Genomic DNA, 18,054 nt, shown 5'->3' with positions numbered 1-18,054 from the left:
TTTTGGGTACGCTGGTTCCGCCGCCCGGACCCCGCCCCCCGGACACGGGCGAATCAGGGCAGAACGGCGATCCCGTCGATCTCGACCATCGCCTGTTCGTCCCAGAGCCTGGCCACCCCGATGACCGCCATCGCCGGGTAGTCGCGCCCCGCCAGCCGACGCCAGATCCGGCCCAGTTCGGCGGCGTGGGACCGGTAGTCAGCCACATCGGTGGCGTACACGGTGACGCGGGTCAGATCGGCGGGGGCGCCGCCCGCCGCGTGCAGGGCGGTGAGCAGATTGCTGAGGGCGGTGGCGAACTGTTCGGGCAGGGTGGCGCCGACCACCTTGCCCTCCGGGTCGAGGGCGGTCTGCCCGGCCAGGAAGACCAGGTGGCCGCCGGTGGCGACGACGGCGTGCGAGAAGCCGGTGGGCGGGGAGAGTTCGGCCGGATTGATCCGGTGGGACGGGCTCATACGGGCGGCTCCTGGGACTCCCGGGGCTCTGGGGCCTCCTGGGTACGGGGTGTGGCGGCGGGCTCCTGGGTACGGGGTGTGGCGGCGGGCTCCTGGGCGGTGGCGGCAGGCTCCTGGGCGGCGGCGGTCGCGTACAGCTCCTTGGCGATGATGGCGCGCTGCACCTCGCTGGCACCCTCGTAGATCCGGGGCGCGCGGACCTCCCGGTAGAGGTGTTCGAGCAGATGGCCGCGGCGCAGGGCCCGGGCGCCGTGCAGCTGGACGGCGGTGTCGACGACGTACTGCGCGGTCTCGGTGGCGTACAGCTTGGCCATGGCGGCGCGGCGCGGCACGCCGCTCTCCCCCGCGTCGTACGCCGCTGCCGCCGCGTACACCAGGAGGCGGGCGGCCTCGGTGCGGGTGGCCATCTCGGCGACCTGGTGGGAGACGGCCTGGAGGTCGCTCAGCGGGCCGCCGAACGCGGTGCGGCGGGCGGTGTGGGCCACGGTGGCGTCGAGCGCGGCGCGGGCCATCCCGACGGCGAAGGCGCCGACGCTGGGGCGGAAGAGGTTGAGGGTCTCCATCGCGACCCGGAAGCCCCGGTCGGGCTCGCCGAGGACATCGTCGGCGGTGACCGGTACGCCGTCGAACTCCAGGGTGCCGATGGGGTGCGGGGAGAGCATGTCGAGGGCGGAGCCGGTGAGTCCGGGCCGGTCGGCGGGGACCAGGAACGCGGTGACCCCGCGCGAGCCCGCGCCGGGGGTGGTGCGGGCGAAGACGGTGGCGAAGTCGGCCTCGGGGGCGTTGGAGATCCAGCACTTCTCGCCGGTGAGCCGCCAGCCGCCCGGGACGGGTTCGGCGGCCAGGCTCAGGGCCGCCGCGTCGGACCCGGCGCCCGGCTCGCTCAGCGCGAAGGCCGCGACGGCCCGGCCCGCCCGGACCTCGGGGAGCCAGCGTTCCCGGTGGGCGGGGGTGCCGGAGCGGAGGACGGGGGTGGTGCCGAGGCCCTGGAGGGCGAGCGCGGTCTCCGCCTCGGTGCAGCCCCGGGCCAGCGACTCCCGCAGCAGGCACAGGTCCAGCGCCCCGGAGGAGAACATCCGCTCCAGCAGGCCCAGCTCGCCGAGGGCGGCCAGCAGCGGGCGGTTGACGCGCCCGTCCTCCCCTTTCTCCGCCAGCGGACGCAGCCGCCGCTCGGCGAGGGTGCGCAGCTCCTCACACCAGGCGGTCTGTTCCGGTTCGAGGGAGAATGCCGTCATGGCGGCGCCTCTCTTGTCGCTTCTCTGGTCTTCTCGCGTCTGACTCTTGTCGCGTCCCGGCCTTGTCGCGGCACCGTCTTATCGCGGACCGTTGACTCCCGTCACCCAAACGATACGCTCCAGAAGCGACAAGGGGGCGATCCTTCATGGAGCCGAATTCCTCGCCGAACACGCCCGCAGCCGCCGCCGACGCGTCCGTACGCGTCCCCGGCGCGCATCCCGAGCCGTCCGTACGCGTTCCCGGCGCGCACACCGACACCTTCACGCGCGACCATCTCCCCCCGCCGGACCAGTGGCCGAAGCTGCTGCTGGACCAGCCGGGGCTCCAGTACCCCGACCGGCTGAACTGCGGGTACGAGCTGCTGGACCGGACGGTGGCGGAGCGCGGGCGGGACCGCCCCGCCCTGCGCTCCGGTGACGGGAGCGTCTGGAGCTACGGCGAGCTGCTGGAGACGGTGGACCGCATCGCCCATGTGCTCACCGAGGACCTGGGCGTGGTGCCCGGGAACCGGGTGCTGCTGCGCGGGCCCACCACGCCCTGGCTGGCCGCGTGCTGGCTCGCCGTCATGAAGGCGGGCGCGGTCGCCGTCACCGTACTGGCCCAGGCCCGCCCGCATGAACTGGCCACCATCTGCTCGCTCGCCCAGGTGCGCCTCGCGCTCTGCGACGAGCGCTCGGTCGGCGACCTGGCCCGGGCGGCCGACGAGGACCTGCGGATCACGCTGATCGGCAGCGGGAGCCCCTACGACCTGACCCGGCTCGCGGCCGCCCACTCCGGCTCCGGCCCGTACCGGGCGGTCGACACGGCCGCCGACGAGGTCGCGCTGATCGCCTTCACCTCGGGGACCACCGGGCAGCCCAAGGGCTGTATGCACCTCCACCGGGACCTGCTGGCCATCGCCGACACCTTCTCCGCCCAGGTGCTGCGGCCCACCGCCGACGACGTCTTCGCGGGCAGCCCGCCGCTCGGCTTCACCTTCGGCCTCGGCGGACTGCTGGTCTTCCCGCTGCGGGCCGGGGCCTCGGCGCTGCTGCTGGAGCAGGCCGGACCCCAGCACCTGCTGCCCGCGCTGGCCCGCCACCGGGTCTCGGTGCTGTTCACCGCGCCGACCGCCTACCGCACGATGCTCGGCCAGCTGGACGGCCACGACCTCTCGGCGCTGCGCCGCTGTGTGTCGGCCGGGGAGAACCTGCCCGCGGCGACCTGGCAGGCCTGGTTCGAGGCGACCGGGCTGCGCATCATCAACGGCATCGGGGCCACCGAGCTGCTGCACATCTTCATCTCCGCCGCCGACGACGACATCCGCCCCGGCACCATCGGCGTCCCCGTGCCGGGCTGGCAGGCCCGGGTGGTCGACGAGCACGGCGAGGAGCTGCCCGACGGCGAACCGGGGCTGCTGGCCGTACGCGGACCGGTCGGCTGCCGCTATCTCGCCGACCCCCGCCAGACGGAGTACGTCCGCCACGGCTGGAACATGACCGGCGACACGTTCGTCCGCGAGCCGGACGGCTACTTCCGTTACGTGGCCCGCGCCGACGACATGATCATCTCCTCCGGCTACAACATCGCGGGCCCCGAGGTGGAGGAGGCCCTGCTGCGCCATCCGGAGGTCGCGGAGGCGGCGGTGGTGGGCCGGTCGGACGAACTGCGCGGCGAGATCGTGGTGGCGCACGTGGTGCTGACGGAGGGCTCGGAGCAGACGGCGGACTCGCTGCGCGCCCATATGAAAGCCGCTCTGGCCCCGCACAAATGCCCGCGCGTCTTCGTCTTCGAGCAGTCCCTGCCACGCACCGCGACCGGCAAACTCCAGCGGTTCCTGCTCCGCGAGGACTCGGCCTAGAGTGATCACGTGGCCGAGCTGCGCACCCCCCGTTCCCTGATCATCACGCTCTACGGCGCCTACGGCCGTCCGCCGGACGGCACCCCGTTCGCGGTGGCGGAGCTGATCCGGCTGCTGCACGCCGTGGGTGTCGACGCCCCCTCCGTACGCTCCTGTGTCTCCCGGCTGAAGCGGCGCGGGCTGCTGGTCGCCGCGCGGGCGGCGGACGGCTCGGCGGGGTACGCGCTGTCGCCGGACGCCCGTCAGCTGCTCGACGACGGCGACGGGCGCATCTACGGCCGTCCGGCGCACCGGCTCGCCGACGGCTGGGTCCTCGCGGTCTTCTCGGTCCCCGAGGCCGAGCGCAACAAGCGCCATCTGCTCCGCTCCCGGCTGGCCCGCCTCGGCTTCGGCACGGCGGCCCCCGGGGTGTGGATCGCCCCGGCCGGGCTCTACGAGGAGACCCGCCACACCCTGGAGCGCCTGGGGCTGGCCCCGTACGTCGACCTGTTCCGGGGCGAGCACCTGGGCTTCGCGGCGACCCGCGATTCGGTGGCCCGCTGGTGGGACCTGGACGCGGTGGCCCGGCTCCACCACGACTTCCTGGAGCTGCACGCCCCGGTGCTGCGGGAGTGGGAGGCGTCCCCGGAGACGGCGGAGGGCCCGCGCCCGCAGGACGCCTACCGGGACTATCTGCTGGCCCTGGACTCCTGGCGCCAACTCCCCTACGCGGACCCGGGGCTGCCGGAGGAGCTGCTGCCGAAGGGCTGGCCGGGCGGGCGCTCGGCGGAGGTCTTCGGCAAGCTGCACGACCGGTTGCGGGACGCGGGGGAACGGTTCGTACGGCCGTGAGCGCGTCGTCCGTGCGGTGAAATCCGGGTGCCCCGAAGAAGCTCCGGAGGGGAGGATGAGGCATGACCTCGCCCCTCGCACCCCCACCCCCCGAGCCGCTCTGGCTGATCGCCGCCAACGTGGTGCGGTGGCGGCGGTACGGGGACGGCGGACAGGAGTTGCGGCCGGGGACCAAGGCGTACCGGGGCGGGGCGAAGGTGTACATCATCGGCGCCCGGCCCGGCGGCCACGAGCAGGTGACGACCGTGGGGCCGGGGCGGCACATGGGCGCCTACATCACCCTCGACATGGCCACGCGCCATCTGCACACTTTCCGGGCCACGCTGGTGCGCAGCCCGGCAGTGCTGCGGCGTGAGGCGGAGAACGACGCGGGCCGGGTCTGGGACGGCCGGGACAAGGCGGTGGAGAACGCCGCCCGGCTCGAAGGGCTCGCGGCCGCGTACCGCGCCGCACGCTGGGAGGGCGTCGCCCACCCCGTGCCCTGCCTCTGCCACCCCTGCCTGACCGCCGGGGCCGTGCGCATCACCCCAGCCTGAGCCGGGGTTTCGGGGCGTCCGTGCGGCCGGTGGGCGGGGGGCGGCTGCCCGCGCCGTACGGGAGGGGCCAGGGCGCGCCGGGGCCGGTGTAGCCCTGTTCGGCCGCCGCGTGGAGGGTCCAGTGCGGGTCGTACAGATGGGGGCGGGCCAGGGCGCAGAGGTCGGCGCGGCCCGCGAGGAGCAGGGAGTTGACGTCGTCCCAGGAGGAGATGGCGCCGACCGCGATGACCGGGACGTCCACGGTGTTGCGGATCCGGTCCGCGTACGGGGTCTGGTAGGAGCGGCCGAACTCGGGGCGCTCGTCGGGCACCACCTGGCCGGTGGAGACGTCGATGGCGTCGGCCCCGTGGGCGGCGAAGGCGCGGGCGATCTCCACGGCGTCCTCGGCCTCGGTGCCGCCCTCGGCCCAGTCGGTGGCGGAGATCCGGACGGTCATCGGGCGCTCGGCGGGCCAGACTTCGCGGACGGCGTCGAAGACTTCGAGGGGGAAGCGGAGCCGGTCGTCCAGGGTGCCGCCGTAGGCGTCGGTGCGGTGGTTGGTGAGCGGGGAGAGGAAGCCGGAGAGCAAGTAGCCGTGGGCGCAGTGGAGTTCGAGGAGGTCGAAGCCGGAGTCGGCGGCGCGGCGGGCGGCCTGGACGAACTGATCCCGGATGACGGCCAGTTGATCGAGGTCCAGCTCCTGCGGGATCTGGCTGACGCCCGGCCGGTACGGGAGCGGGGAGGCGGCCGACACCGGCCAGTTGCCGGTCTCCAGGGGCTGGTCGATGCCCTCCCACATCAGCCTGGTGGAGCCCTTGCGGCCGGAGTGGCCGAGCTGGACGCCGATGGCCGCGCCGGGGGCGGAGGTGTGGACGAAGTCGGTGATCCGCCGCCAGGCTGTGGCCTGTTCGCCGGTCCACAGCCCCGTACAGCCGGGGGTGATCCGGCCCTCGGGGCTGACGCAGACCATCTCGGTCATGGTGAGCCCGGCGCCGCCGAGGGCGCGGGCGCCCAGGTGGACGAGGTGGAAGTCGCCGGGGAGCCCGTCGGTGGCGGAGTACATGTCCATGGGCGAGACGACGACACGGTTGCGCAGTTCGAGGCCGCGCAGCCGCAGCGGGGTGAACATCGGCGGGGTGCCGGGCGGGCAGCCGAACTCCTCCTCCACGGCGGCGGTGAAGGTGGAGTCGCGCAGCCGCAGGTTGTCGTGGGTGACGCGGCGGCTGCGGGTGAGCAGGTTGAAGGCGAAGCGGCGGGGCGGCTGGTCGACATAGGCGGCCAGCTCCTCGAACCAGCGCAGACTGGCCGCCGCCGCCCGCTGGGTGGAGGCGACGACCGGGCGGCGCTCGGCCTCGTACGCCGTCAACGCGGAAGCCAGGTCCGGCTGTTCCTCGATGGTGGCGGCCAGCGCGAGGGCGTCCTCGACGGCGAGCTTGGTGCCGGAGCCGATGGAGAAGTGCGCGGTGTGGGCGGCGTCCCCGATGAGGACCGTGTTCCCGTGCGACCAGCGGGAGTTGGTGACCGTACGGAAGGCGATCCAGCTGGAGTTGTTGGAGCGCAGGGGGCGGCCGTCCAGGGCCTCGGTGAAGAACTTGGCGCAGCGGGCGGTGGATTCGGCGGGGGTGCAGGTGTCCAGCCCGGCGGCGCGCCACACCTCCTCGCGCATCTCGACGATGACGGTGGAGGCGTCGGGTGCGTATGGGTAGCCGTGCAACTGCATGACGCCGTACGGGGTTTCGGCGATCTCGAAGCGGAAGGCGTCGAGCGCGAAGTCGGCGGCGAGCCAGATGTAGCGGTTGCGGTGCTCGGTGAGGGAGGGGCCGAAGACGTCCGCGTGCGCCTGGCGGGTGGCGCTGTGCACACCGTCGGCGGCGATGACCAGGTCGTGGTGGGCGGCCAGCTCGGCGGCGGGCGGGGCCTCGGTACGGAAGCGGAGGTCGATGCCGAGGGCGGTGCAGCGCTCGTGCAGGATCTCCAGCAGGCGGCGGCGCCCGAGGGCGGCGAAGCCGTGGCCGCCGGAGGTGTGGGTGCGGCCCCGGTGGACGATGTCGATGGTGTCCCAGCGGACGAACTCGGCTCTCAGCGCCCGGTAGACCTCGGGGTCGGCGTGCTCGATGCCGCCCAGGGTCTCGTCGGAGAGGACGACGCCGAAGCCGAAGGTGTCGTCGGGGGCGTTGCGCTCGTACACGGTGATCGCGCGGTCCGGGCCGAGCCGCTTGAGGAGGGCGGCGGCGTAGAGGCCGCCGGGGCCTCCGCCGATGACCGCGATCCGTCGTACGGGGGCAGGTGTCCCGTCCGAGGGTGGCATGGCGGCTACCTCCCCCGCCACTTCGGCGGCCGCTTCTCGGTGAAGGCGGCGTGGAACTCCGCGTAGTCCTCGCCGTGCATCAGCAGCGCCTGGGTGTTGGCGTCCAGCTCGACGGAGGCGGCGAGCGGCATGTCCAGCTCGGCGGTGAGCAGCGCCTTGGTCTGGGCGAGGGCGAGCGCGGGGCCGTCGGCGAGGCGGCGGGCCAGCTCGGCGGCGCGGGCGTCGGCCTGCCCCTCCTCGGCCAGCTCGCTGATCAGCCCGATCCGCTCGGCCTCGGGGGCCCGGACGGCGTCGCCCAGCATCAGCAGCCGGGTGGCGTGGCCGAGGCCGACGACCCGGGGCAGGAGGTAGGCGGCGCCCATGTCGCCACCGGAGAGGCCGACCCGGGTGAAGAGGAAGGCGAAGCGGGCGGAGGGGTCGGCGACCCGGAAGTCGGCGGCGAGGGCCAGCACGGCACCGGCACCGGCGGCCACCCCGTGAATCGCCGCGACGACCGGGAAGGGGCACTCGCGCAGGGCCCGTACGACCTGGCCGGTCATCCGGTTGAACTCCAGGATCGTGGCGGTGTCCATGGCGAGGGTGGCGCCGATGATCTCGTCGACGTCACCGCCGGAGCAGAAGCCACGCCCCTCACCTGCGAGGACGAGGGCGCGCGCGGAGCGCTCCCGGGTCAGCTCGGCGAGCAGGTCGCGCAGATCGGCGTAGGCGCCGAAGGTGAGGGCGTTGAGTTTCTCGGGGCGGTCCAGTGTGACGGTCACCACACCGTCGTCCCGGGTGACCCGGAGATGGCGCCACTCCTCCACGCGCTGGGCGGAGCTGGGAAACGAGCTCATGAAGGGGTTCCCCTCAGCATTCGGGCGGGTTGCCGACCGTGCGCGGGTCGCGTTCCACCACCGAAGTTATCACTCGTGCGTGACTGTCGTCACGAGGTCGCGATACGTCAACCGTGAGACTGTTGTGGCGAAAGTCCTGTTTGCACCGGTCGACCGCCTCTATGGCGAGGACCGTGCGGTTCGTAAGGTTGACCCCAGGAAGTCTCGATACGCGATGCCGATGAGTCGAGAAACCCCGATCAGTCGGGATGTCCCAGCACGCCGGGACATCCCGCTACAAGGAAGACCCGCTCCCGAACGGAACCCCGCCGTGCCGCCCGACGCCCCTGTTCCCGCCTCCTGGCGGATCGCCCTGCCGCACTCCACGGCAGCCGTGCCGATCGCCCGCGCTCTCGTCCGTACGGCCCTGTCGGACATCGACGCCCCGGCGGACAGCGACACCGCCGAGCTGCTCACCGCCGAGCTGGTGGCCAACGCGGTCGAGCACACGGTGAGCAGCGAGCCGATCGAGCTGGTCGTGGAGCTGCTGCCCACCGGGTGCCAGGTCGAGGTGCACGACCACGACCCCGCTCCGCCCGGTGACCTGTCCCGGCCGCAGCCCGGTTTCGAGGTCGACCCGTGGCAGGAGCACGGCCGCGGCCTGCTGCTGATCCGGACCCTCAGCTCCGCCTGCGGTCACCGCACGACGGAGCACGGCAAGGCCGTCTGGTTCACGCTTCCGGCGATACCTTCCCAGCCGGGTCCGTCGCCGGAGAGCTGACCAGCCGGGAGCGCTTCCGCCCGTAGCAGGCGTAGAGCAGTGAACCGGCGGCGAGGAAGACCGCGAACTGGACCCAGGTCGTCCAGCCGGTCCCGTACATCAGATACAGACAGAACACGATGCCGAGCAGCGGGCTCACCGGGTAGAGCGGCACCCGGAAGGTGCGCTCCAGCTCGGGGTTGCGGCGGCGGAGCACCACGACGGCCGCGTTGACCGCGACCATGGTGGCGAGCGTGCCGATGGTCGTCAGGTTGACGACGACGTCCAGCGAGGCGAAGGCGGCCGGTACGGCGAAGACGCAGGCCACGATCCAGGTGTTGGCGACCGGGGTGTGGGTCCTGGGCGAGACGCGCTCGAAGACGCGCGGGATCAGCCCGTCGCGGGACATCGACATCAGGATGCGGGTCTGCCCGTACATCACGGCGAGCACCACGGAAGCGATGGCGACGACCGCGCCGAAGGCGATGATGCCCCCGCCCACCGAGGACTCGGTGACCTGGTTGACCACCAGCGAGAGGGCGGCGGGCTTGTCGGAGACGGCGTCCGCGCCGAGCGCGCCGATGGCCGAGAGCGCCACCGCGCAGTAGAGCAGCGTGACGACGCCGATGCAGATCAGGATGGCGATCGGGATGTTCCGGCGGGGGTTCTTGACCTCTTCGCCCGCCGTGGTGATGGCGTCGAAGCCGATGTACGAGAAGAACGCCAGCGAGGCACCCGCCGTGATCCCGCCGAGCCCGTGGCCCGCGAAGGGCACGAGGTTGTCGTCCTGGAACGCGGTGAACGCGATCACACAGAACGCCACCAGGATGCCGATCTTCAGGACCGCCATGGTGGCCGTCGCTCCGGCGCTCTCCCGGACGCCGCGCACCAGCAGGGTGGCGGCCATCGCGATCACGACGATCGCCGGGAGGTTGATCACTCCCCCGTCGCCGGGCCCGGCGGAGACGGCGGCGGGCAGCTCCCAGCCGATCAGGCTGTTCAGCAGCTCGTTGACGTACTGGCTCCACCCCACCGCGACGGCGGAGACCGAGACGCCGTACTCCAGCATCAGGCACCAGCCGACGAGGAACGCCGTGCGCTCGCCGAGGGCCGCGTACGCGAAGGAGTACGAGCTGCCGGAGACCGGGATCGCGCTGCCCAGCTCCGCGAAGGAGAGGGCGGTGAAGATGCAGGTGATCGCGGCCAGGACGAAGGAGATGACGACGGCGGGTCCGGCCTCGGCGACGGTGTCGGAGAGGCCGACGAAGATGCCCGTCCCGACGATGGCGCCGACGCCGAAGCAGACGAGCTGGAAGAGGCCCATCGTCCGCTTGAGGCCGTGGCCCTCCAGGTCGCCGCCGGACTCGGCGATGAGCTGTGCGGGGCTCTTGCGGCGCAGACCGGGCCGGGCGAGGCCGGGGCGCTTCGGGGTGCCGGGGGACGGCAGACCGGTGCTCATGCGGGACGTTCTCTTCTCTGGTGGTGCAGTGGGGGGACGGTCCCGTGCGCGCGTGGGCGGCGGCACAGGCAAGGGGTCCGGGCCATGGGCCCGAACCCCACCAAGAGGCGACATGGTAGCCACCACCGCGCATGTTCACCCAATCGGGTGTATGAGCATGCGAATCCCTGCCCCCACGGGGGCGGCTACGCGTCCGCCAGCGTCGCCACCAGCACGGCCTTGATGGTGTGCATCCGGTTCTCGGCCTGGTCGAAGACCACCGAGTGCGCCGACTCGAAGACCTCGTCGGTGACCTCCAGCTCGGTGAGGCCGTGGGCGGCGTGGACGTCCCGGCCGACCTGGGTGCCGAGGTCGTGGAAGGCGGGCAGGCAGTGCAGGAACTTCACGTCCGGGGTGCCGGTGGCCCGCAGGACGTCCATCGTCACGGCGTACGGGGCGAGCGCGGCGATCCGCTCGTCCCAGACCTCCTTGGGCTCCCCCATCGAGACCCACACGTCCGTGGCGACGAAGTCGGCGCCCCGGACGCCCTCGGTGATGTCCGCGGTGAGCGTCACCTTCGCCCCGCTGACCGCGGCGAGCTTCTCCGCCTGCGCCACGACGGAGGGGGCGGGCCAGTACATCTCGGGGGCGACGATCCGGATGTCCAGGCCGAGCAGGGCGCCGGTGATCAGGTAGGAGTTGCCCATGTTGAAGCGGGCGTCGCCGAGGTAGGCGAAGGCCAGCTCCGTGACGGGCCGGTCGCTGTGCTCGGTCATGGTCAGCACGTCGGCGAGCATCTGCGTGGGGTGCCAGTCGTCGGTGAGCCCGTTGAAGACGGGGACACCGCCGTACGTGGCCAGCTCCTCGACCACCTGCTGGCTGTCGCCCCGGTACTCGATCCCGTCGAACATCCGGCCGAGCACCCGGGCGGTGTCCTTCACCGACTCCTTGTGGCCCATCTGGGAGCCCGAGGGGTCCAGATAGGTGGTGGAGGCGCCCTGGTCGGCGGCGGCGACCTCGAACGCGCAGCGCGTCCGGGTCGAGGTCTTCTCGAAGATCAGCGCGATGTTCTTGCCGCGCAGCCGCCGGACCTCGGCCCCGGCCTTCTTGGCCGCCTTCAGCTCACCGGCCAGCGCGACCAGGCCGAGGAACTCCTCGGCGGTGAAGTCCAGCTCCTTGAGGAAGGGGCGGCCGGTGAGGTCGATGGCCATGGTGACTGCTCCAGGGTGGGACGGGTGATCTTGCCGGGGCCGGCAGGCAGCCCTGGAAGTCTATACGAGTATCTGCATTCCTATACAGCCCCCTGGTCCAGAAACCGCCGGTCCGGAAACCGCCGGTACCTTCGCGCGAAACCGCCGGTCCCTTCATGCGAAACCGCTGGTCCCGGCACGCGGAAGCACCGGTCCCTTCGTGCGAAACCGCCGACCCTACACCGGGTCCCGCACCACCGGACAGCTCATGCAGCGCGGTCCGCCCCGGCCCCGGCCCAGCTCGCTGCCCCGGATCTCGATGACCTCGATGCCCTGCTTGCGCAGATAGGTGTTGGTGGTCGCGTTCCGCTCGTACGCGACGACGACGCCCGGCTCCACCGCCAGCACGTTGCAGCCGTCGTCCCACTGCTCGCGCTCGGCCGCGTGCACGTCCTGGGTGGCGGTGAGCACCCGGATCGCGTCCAGGCCGAGGGCGGCGGCGATGGCCCGGTGCATGTGCTCGGGCGGGTGGTCGGTGACCTTCAGCTCACGGGGGCCGCTGCCCGGCTCGATCGTGTACGAGCGGAGCATGCCGAGCCCGGCGTACTGGGTGAACGTATCGCCGTCGATCATCGTCATCACCGTGTCCAGGTGCATGAACGCACGGGTCTTGGGCATGTCGAGCGCCACGATCGTGCGCGCCGAACCGGCGTCGAAGAGCCCCCGGGCCAGCATCTCCACCGCCTGCGGGGTGGTGCGCTCACTCATCCCGATCAGGACCGCCCCCTGCCCGATGACCAGGACGTCCCCGCCCTCGATGGTGGACGGGTAGTCGTCCTGCCCCTCCGACCAGTGGTGGAAGACGCCCGCCTCCGGGCCGGTGAAGAGCGGGTGGTGACGGTAGATCGCCTCGAAGTGGACGGTCTCGCGCTGCCGGGCGGGCCAGCGCATCGCGTTGATGGAGACCCCGTCGTAGATCCAGGCGGAGGTGTCCCGGGTGAAGAGGTGGTTGGGCAGCGGGCCGAGCAGGAAGTCGTCCAGGTCCATCACATGGAAGCGGACCGAGGTGGGCTCGCTGTGCCGCTCCAGGAACTCCCGCTTGGTCATCCCGCCGACCAGCGCCTCCGCGAGCTCGGCCGAGGGCAGCTCCTCGAAGGCGGCGCGCAGATGCTCGGTGGCGAGCGGCCCGTACTCCTTCTCGTCGAAGACCCGGTCGAGCACGAGCCGCCGCGCGACGGGGATGTCCAGGGACTCCTGGAGGAGGTCGCCGAAGAGGTGCACCTCCACGCCCCGGTCGCGCAGGACGTCGGCGAACCCGTCGTGCTCCTGCCGGGCCCGGCGCACCCAGAGCACGTCGTCGAAGAGGAGCGCGTCCTTGTTGCGGGGGGTGAGCCGCTTCAGTTCCAGATCGGGGCGGTGCAGTATCACGCGGCGCAGCCGCCCGGCTTCGGAGTCGACGTGGAATCCCATGTCTTCATCCTCACCGGGCGGAGCACCGTTCACCCCGCGAATCGCCCATGGGTTCCCCGGGCGTCGCCCCGGGGTTCAGAGCCGGGGGTCCACCGGCTCCGACTCCAGGGCCAGGACGGCGAAGACCGCCTCGTGGACCCGCCACAGCGGCTCGCCCGCCGCCAGCCGGTCCAGCGCCTCCAGACCGAGCGCGTACTCCCGCAGCGCGAGCGAGCGCTTGTGGCCGAGGGAGCGGGAGCGCAGCCGCTCCAGATTCTCCGGGCGGGTGTACTCGGGGCCGTAGATGATGCGCAGATACTCCCGGCCGCGCACCTTGATCCCGGGCTGCACCAGTCGGCCCTTGGCGTCCCGGACCAGGGCGCCGAGCGGCTTGACCACCATGCCCTCGCCGCCGCGCCCGGTCATCTCCAGCCACCAGTCGGTGCCCGCGCGGACGGACGCCTCGTCGGCCGGGTCCACGACGAGCCTGCGGGTGACCTGGAGCAGCCCGGTCGGGTCGTGCTCGACGAGCCGGTCCAGCCAGGCCAGCTGCTCATCGTGGGGGACGGCGGCCAGCGAGCGGCCCTGGACGGCGAGGATCTGGAACGGGGCGAGCCGCACCCCGTCCAGCCCTTCGGTGGTCCAGCAGTAGCGCCGGTAGGCCTCGGTGAACGCCGCCGCGTCCTCGGCCCGGCCGCGCTGCCGTCCGGCGATCTCTCCGACCTCGACGCCCCGGGCGGCGGCCGTCTCCAGGGCGGCGATCGCGGACGGGAAGACCGCACCGGAGGCCGCGCCGACGGCGGCGTACTGCGAGCGCAGCAGTCCGCCGGCCTTGAGCGACCAGGGCATCAGCTCGGCGTCGAGCAGCACCCAGTCGGTGTCCCACTCCTCCCAGAGCCCGGCGGCGGTGACGGCCGAGCGGAGCCGGTCCAGGACCCCTTCGGTCATCGCCCGGTCGTCGAGGAAGGGGCGGCCCGTACGGGTGTAGAGGGCGCCGGTCGGGCCGTCCGTGCCGAAGCGGGCGGTGGCTGCCCCGGCATCCTTGCAGACCAGGGCGACGGCCCGGGAGCCCATGTGCTTCTCCTCGCACACGACCCGCTCGACGCCGTCCGCCCGGTACTGCGCGAACGCCTCGGCCGGGTGCTCCAGGAAGCCCTCCTCGCGGGAGGTGGCGGTGGGGGCCATGGTGGGCGGGAGGTAGGCGAGGAGCTGGGGGTCGACGGCGAACCGGCTCATCACTTCGAGCGCCGCCGCCGCGTTCTCCTCGCGCACGGCGACACGGCCCATGTGCCGGGTCTCCACGGCCCGGCGGCCCTGGACGTCGGCGAGGTCCAGCGGCCTGCCCTCCCGGCCCCCGGGCGCCTCGGTGGTCAGCGGTCTGACGGGCTCGTACCAGGCCTTCTCGGCCGGTACGTCGACGAGTTCGCGCTCCGGCCAGCGCAGCGCGGTCATCCTCCCGCCGAAGACGACGCCCGTGTCCAGGCAGATGGTGTTGTTGATCCAGGAGGTGGTGGGCACGGGGGTGTGGCCGTAGACCACGGCGGCGCGGCCCCGGTACTCCTCGGCCCACGGGTAGCGCACGGGCAGGCCGAACTCGTCGGTCTCGCCGGTGGTCTCCCCGTACAGCGCGTGCGAGCGGACCCGGCCGGAGTTGCGGCCGTGGTACTTCTCGGGCAGTCCGGCGTGACAGACCACCAGATCGCCGCCGTCCAGCACGTAGTGGCTGACCAGTGAGTCGATGAACTCCCGCACCTGCTGCCGGAACTCGGGGTGCTCGGCGTCCTCGCGCTCCAGCTGCTCGATGGTCTCGGCGAGGCCGTGGGTCTGCTGGACCTTGCGGCCCGCGAGATAACGGCCGAGCTTGTTCTCGTGGTTGCCGGGGACGCACAGGGCGTGGCCCGACGCGACCATGGACATGACGCGGCGCAGCACACCGGGGCTGTCGGGGCCCCGGTCGACGAGGTCACCGACGAAGACGGCCGTACGCCCTTCGGGGTGGGCGCCGTCCACGTAACCCAGCTTGCCGAGGAGGGTGTCCAGCTCGGAGCGGCAGCCGTGGATGTCGCCGATGATGTCGAACGGGCCGGTGAGGTGGCGCAGGTCGTTGTAGCGGCGCTCCAGGACGACACGTGCGCTCTCGGCCTCCTCCTCGGTGCGCAGGATGTGCACCTTGCGGAAGCCCTCGCGCTCCAGGCCGCGCAGGGAACGGCGGAGCTCGCGGCGGTGGCGCTGGATGACGTGGCGGGGCATGGACGCGCGGTCGGGGCGGGCCGCGTTGCGCTTGGCGCAGACCTCCTCGGGGAGGTCCAGCACGATGGCGATGGGCAGCACGTCGTGTTCCCGGGCCAGCCGGACGAGCTGCTTGCGGCTCTCGGGCTGGACGCTGGTGGCGTCGACGACGGTGAGCCGTCCGGCGGCCAGACGCTTGCCCGCGATGTAGTGGAGCACGTCGAAGGCGTCGCCGCTGGCGCTCTGGTCGTTCTCGTCGTCGGCGACGAGGCCCCGGCAGAAGTCCGAGGAGACGATCTCGGTGGGCTTGAAGTGCTTGCGGGCGAAGGTGGACTTGCCCGATCCGCTGGCGCCGATGAGAACGACGAGGGAGAGGTCGGTCACGGGCAGGGTGCGGGAGGCGGTGAGGGTGGCACTGTCGGTGGTCGTACGGTCGTTGTTCGTCATGCGGCTTCCGCCTCCTTCTTCTCGGTCTTTTCGTCGGTCTTCTTGTCGGCCTTCTTGTCGGCCTTCTTGTCGGTTTCCGTCTCGGTCAGGGTGAAGACGGCCAGTTGCGTGGGCGGGCCGACCTCGGGGTCGTCCGGGCCTACGGGCAGGTGCGCGACGGTGTACCTGTGGCGGTCGGCGACCTTCCCCGCCCACTGGCGGAACTCGGCCCTGGTCCACTCGAAGCGGTGGTCCCCGTGGCGCGCGTGCCCGGCCGGGAGCGTCTCCCAGCGGACGTTGTACTCCACGTTCGGCGTGGTCACGAGCACGGTGTGCGGGCGGGCCGAGCCGAAGACCGCGTACTCCAGCGCGGGCAGCCGGTCCAGGTCCACGTGCTCGATCACCTCACTGAGCACGGCGGCGTCGTACCCCTTGAGCCGCTTGTCCGTATAGGTGAGGGAGCCCTGCCGGAGGGTGACCCGGTCCGACTGCCGCTCCCCCATCCGGTCCAGCTTCAGCCGGCGCGAGGCGATGGTGAGGGCGCGCATCGACACGTCGACGCCGACGATCTCGGTGAACCGCACGTCCTTGAGGAGCGCCTGCACCAACTGGCCCTGGCCGCAGCCCAGGTCGAGCACCCGGTGCGCTCCGGCCGTACGCAGCGCTTCGAGGATCGCGGTGCGCCGGTGCTCGGCGAGCGGGACCGGCTTCTCCTCGGTGTCGGTTCTCTCGTCCACCGCGTTGTCGACGCTGTCCACGTCGAGGTCGTCCGACTCGGCGAGCCGGACCAGCTCCAGGGCCTGGTCGGCCTGGCGGGTCAGCCCCCAGCGGTGGGAGAGGTAGCGCCGGGTGATGAGGGAGCGCTCGGGGTGGTCGGCCAGCCAGCCCTCACCGGCCCGCAGCAGCTTGTCCACCTCGTCGGGCGCGACCCAGTAGTGCTTGGCGTCGTCGAGCACCGGCAGCAGGACGTAGAGCTGGCGCAGGGCGTCGGCGAGCCGCAGCTCCCCCTCCAGCACCAGGCGTACGTAGCGCGAGTCGCCCCACTCGGGGAACCGCTCGTCCAGCGCCACCGCCGCCACCTCGACGCGCTCCCAGCCGAGCGGCGCGAACAGCTTGCGCACCAGCTCCGCACCGCCCCGGGCGGGCAGGGCGGGCACCTCGATCCGCAGCGGCAGCGGAGCCCCGGCCCGCTCGGGCAGGGCCCGGCAGACCCCGCCCAGCGCGGACTTGAACACGGCGGCGAGGGCGACCGAGAGCAGCGAGGAGGCCGCGTAGGGGCGGTCGTTGACGTACTGCGCGAGCGCCGCGTCGGGCGCACCGCCCCGGCCCTTGCCCTTGCCGCGCCGCACCAGCGCCACCGGATCCACCTCCAGCAGGAGTGCGGCCGTGCAGCGCTCGGCGGACGCCTCGGGGTAGAAGACGTGCGCGGTGCCGTGCGAGGTGGAGAACGCCTGGGCACGGCCGGGGTGCTTGTGCAGCAGGAAGCCGAGGTCCGTGGCGGGACGTTCAGGGGTGCCGGTCGTACTGATTGTCAGGAACACCTGTCCGAGTATGGTCCTCACCCCGCGCCTCCCACCAGGCAATTTCAGCGCTCCAGCAGCGCTGCCAGCTCCTCGATCCGGTCCGGTCCCACCCGGCAGCAGCCGCCGACGAGCCGCGCCCCGGCCCCCGTCCACCCCCGCACCCTTCCCGGGTCGAAGGTGCTCCGCCCGGTCCACCCCCTGCCTCCGGCGTCCCAGCCCTCCCCGCTGTTCGGGTAGACCACCGCAGGCTTGCCGGTGACCGCCACCGCCACCCGCACCGCCTCCTCCGCCTCGGCCGGGTCGCAGCAGTTGACCCCGACGGCCACCACCCGCTCCCGCCCGGCCGCCACCGCGAACGCCTCCTCCAACGGCTGCCCGGCCCGGGTCTGCCCGCCCGCCACGCTGTACGAGAGCCAGAACGGGAGCCCGGTCCCCTCGGCCACCCGCACCATCGCCTCGGCCTCGTCGATGTCCGGCACCGTCTCCAGCGCCAGCACATCGGGCCCCGCCCCGGCGAGCGCGGCCACCCGGGGGCGGTGGAAGCGCTCCAGCTCCCGGACGGTGAGCCCGTACCGCCCCCGGTACTCGCTGCCGTCCGCGAGCATCGCCCCGTACGGGCCGACCGACGCGGCGACCCAGACCTCCCGCCCGGGACCGGCCCGGCGGGCCGCGTCGGAGGCCCGCCGGGCCAGCTCCACGCTGCGGGCGAGCAGCGCCCCGGTCCGGTCGGGGCCGATCCCGTGGCGGGCGAACCCCTCGAAGGTGGCCTGATAGCTGGCCGTGATGAGGACCTGCGCTCCGGCCCTCAGATACGCCAGGTGGGCGGCCTCGATCTGTTCCGGGGCGTCGGCCAGCAGCCGGGCCGACCAGAGCTCGTCGGAGAGATCGCACCCCTGGGCCTCCAACTGGTTGGAGAGACCGCCGTCCAGCAGAACGGGCCCTTCCGCCAACGCGTCGGCGAGCGTACGGCCGGAGCTCACGGCCACCTCCTTCTCGTCCGTCTCCCGATGAAGAACTCAGCGGGAAACCTGGCAGGTCGGAT

The 18,054-nt window shown here is 72.6% G+C and carries 14 protein-coding genes; 4 read left to right on the top strand and 10 right to left on the bottom strand.

The window, feature by feature from the left end; genetic code table 11:
* Window positions 1-53: 53 nt before the first annotated feature.
* Window positions 54-455, bottom strand: coding sequence for a RidA family protein (locus ACFW9Z_RS27515; protein ID WP_384645257.1), 402 nt, complete (start codon window positions 453-455; stop codon window positions 54-56).
* The gene (locus ACFW9Z_RS27510) at window positions 452-1,690 is read right to left on the bottom strand and encodes an acyl-CoA dehydrogenase family protein (protein WP_384645256.1); all 1,239 of its coding nucleotides are present in this window, start codon (window positions 1,688-1,690) and stop codon (window positions 452-454) included. Before ACFW9Z_RS27510 ends, ACFW9Z_RS27515 begins: the two co-directional genes overlap by 4 nt.
* A gap of 146 nt (window positions 1,691-1,836) precedes the next feature.
* Between ACFW9Z_RS27510 and ACFW9Z_RS27505 the strand changes: the two genes are divergently transcribed.
* From ACFW9Z_RS27505 to ACFW9Z_RS27495, 3 genes are all read left to right on the top strand, one after another.
* The gene (locus tag ACFW9Z_RS27505; RefSeq protein ID WP_384645255.1) at window positions 1,837-3,531 is read left to right on the top strand and encodes an AMP-binding protein; all 1,695 of its coding nucleotides are present in this window, start codon (window positions 1,837-1,839) and stop codon (window positions 3,529-3,531) included.
* A 9-nt stretch (window positions 3,532-3,540) separates the two neighbouring features.
* Entirely contained in the window at window positions 3,541-4,362 is an 822-nt protein-coding gene (locus ACFW9Z_RS27500) for a PaaX family transcriptional regulator C-terminal domain-containing protein (RefSeq protein WP_384645254.1), read from the top strand.
* A gap of 62 nt (window positions 4,363-4,424) precedes the next feature.
* Entirely contained in the window at window positions 4,425-4,898 is a 474-nt protein-coding gene (locus tag ACFW9Z_RS27495; protein ID WP_384645253.1) for a hypothetical protein, read from the top strand.
* On the opposite strand, the gene ACFW9Z_RS27490 is transcribed toward ACFW9Z_RS27495, so the two are convergent.
* Together ACFW9Z_RS27490 and ACFW9Z_RS27485 are read right to left on the bottom strand one after the other, a co-directional pair.
* Window positions 4,885-7,185: a bifunctional salicylyl-CoA 5-hydroxylase/oxidoreductase gene (locus ACFW9Z_RS27490; protein ID WP_384645252.1), complete on the bottom strand. Its 2,301-nt coding sequence runs from the start codon at window positions 7,183-7,185 to the stop codon at window positions 4,885-4,887. The two genes, ACFW9Z_RS27495 and ACFW9Z_RS27490, sit on opposite strands and share 14 nt — an antisense overlap.
* Before the next feature lie 5 nt (window positions 7,186-7,190).
* Window positions 7,191-8,018: an enoyl-CoA hydratase family protein gene (locus ACFW9Z_RS27485; protein WP_384645251.1), complete on the bottom strand. Its 828-nt coding sequence runs from the start codon at window positions 8,016-8,018 to the stop codon at window positions 7,191-7,193.
* Window positions 8,019-8,328: 310 nt separating this feature from the next.
* Here ACFW9Z_RS27485 and ACFW9Z_RS27480 point away from each other — a divergent pair, with 310 nt between their 5' ends.
* Window positions 8,329-8,778, top strand: a complete 450-nt coding sequence (locus ACFW9Z_RS27480; RefSeq protein WP_384645250.1) for an ATP-binding protein — start codon at window positions 8,329-8,331, stop codon at window positions 8,776-8,778.
* Here the strand turns inward: ACFW9Z_RS27480 and ACFW9Z_RS27475 are convergent.
* From ACFW9Z_RS27475 to mmuM, 6 genes are all read right to left on the bottom strand, one after another.
* Window positions 8,729-10,216, bottom strand: a complete 1,488-nt coding sequence (locus ACFW9Z_RS27475; RefSeq protein WP_384645249.1) for an amino acid permease — start codon at window positions 10,214-10,216, stop codon at window positions 8,729-8,731. The two genes, ACFW9Z_RS27480 and ACFW9Z_RS27475, sit on opposite strands and share 50 nt — an antisense overlap.
* Window positions 10,217-10,401: 185 nt before the next feature.
* On the bottom strand, window positions 10,402-11,406 hold the full coding sequence (argF, locus tag ACFW9Z_RS27470; protein ID WP_384645248.1) for an ornithine carbamoyltransferase: 1,005 nt from the start codon (window positions 11,404-11,406) through the stop codon (window positions 10,402-10,404).
* 216 nt (window positions 11,407-11,622) lie between these two features.
* Window positions 11,623-12,855, bottom strand: a complete 1,233-nt coding sequence (locus ACFW9Z_RS27465) for an arginine deiminase (protein ID WP_384645247.1) — start codon at window positions 12,853-12,855, stop codon at window positions 11,623-11,625.
* 75 nt (window positions 12,856-12,930) lie between these two features.
* Complete coding sequence (locus ACFW9Z_RS27460) at window positions 12,931-15,510, bottom strand: polynucleotide kinase-phosphatase (protein WP_384645246.1); 2,580 nt, start codon at window positions 15,508-15,510, stop codon at window positions 12,931-12,933.
* Window positions 15,507-17,030, bottom strand: a complete 1,524-nt coding sequence (locus tag ACFW9Z_RS27455; RefSeq protein ID WP_384645245.1) for a 3' terminal RNA ribose 2'-O-methyltransferase Hen1 — start codon at window positions 17,028-17,030, stop codon at window positions 15,507-15,509. Before ACFW9Z_RS27455 ends, ACFW9Z_RS27460 begins: the two co-directional genes overlap by 4 nt.
* Window positions 17,031-17,074: 44 nt before the next feature.
* On the bottom strand, window positions 17,075-17,992 hold the full coding sequence (mmuM, locus tag ACFW9Z_RS27450) for a homocysteine S-methyltransferase (RefSeq protein ID WP_384645244.1): 918 nt from the start codon (window positions 17,990-17,992) through the stop codon (window positions 17,075-17,077).
* Window positions 17,993-18,054 lie beyond the last annotated feature (62 nt).

The sequence above is a fragment of the Streptomyces sp. NPDC059452 genome, assembly GCF_042750035.1.
Lineage (GTDB): Bacteria > Actinomycetota > Actinomycetes > Streptomycetales > Streptomycetaceae > Streptomyces.
Note: the sequence above shows the minus strand (reverse complement) of the source record. Positions and strands in the feature narration are given on the sequence as shown.

Coding starts and splice junctions, on each gene's coding strand:
- ACFW9Z_RS27515 (WP_384645257.1), bottom strand. CDS start 455: ATGAGCCCGTCCCACCGGATCAATCCGGCCGAACTCTCCCCGCCCACC.
- ACFW9Z_RS27510 (WP_384645256.1), bottom strand. CDS start 1,690: ATGACGGCATTCTCCCTCGAACCGGAACAGACCGCCTGGTGTGAGGAG.
- ACFW9Z_RS27505 (WP_384645255.1), top strand. CDS start 1,837: ATGGAGCCGAATTCCTCGCCGAACACGCCCGCAGCCGCCGCCGACGCG.
- ACFW9Z_RS27495 (WP_384645253.1), top strand. CDS start 4,425: ATGACCTCGCCCCTCGCACCCCCACCCCCCGAGCCGCTCTGGCTGATC.
- ACFW9Z_RS27490 (WP_384645252.1), bottom strand. CDS start 7,185: ATGCCACCCTCGGACGGGACACCTGCCCCCGTACGACGGATCGCGGTC.
- ACFW9Z_RS27485 (WP_384645251.1), bottom strand. CDS start 8,018: ATGAGCTCGTTTCCCAGCTCCGCCCAGCGCGTGGAGGAGTGGCGCCAT.
- ACFW9Z_RS27475 (WP_384645249.1), bottom strand. CDS start 10,216: ATGAGCACCGGTCTGCCGTCCCCCGGCACCCCGAAGCGCCCCGGCCTC.
- argF (WP_384645248.1), bottom strand. CDS start 11,406: ATGGCCATCGACCTCACCGGCCGCCCCTTCCTCAAGGAGCTGGACTTC.
- ACFW9Z_RS27465 (WP_384645247.1), bottom strand. CDS start 12,855: ATGGGATTCCACGTCGACTCCGAAGCCGGGCGGCTGCGCCGCGTGATA.
- ACFW9Z_RS27460 (WP_384645246.1), bottom strand. CDS start 15,510: ATGACGAACAACGACCGTACGACCACCGACAGTGCCACCCTCACCGCC.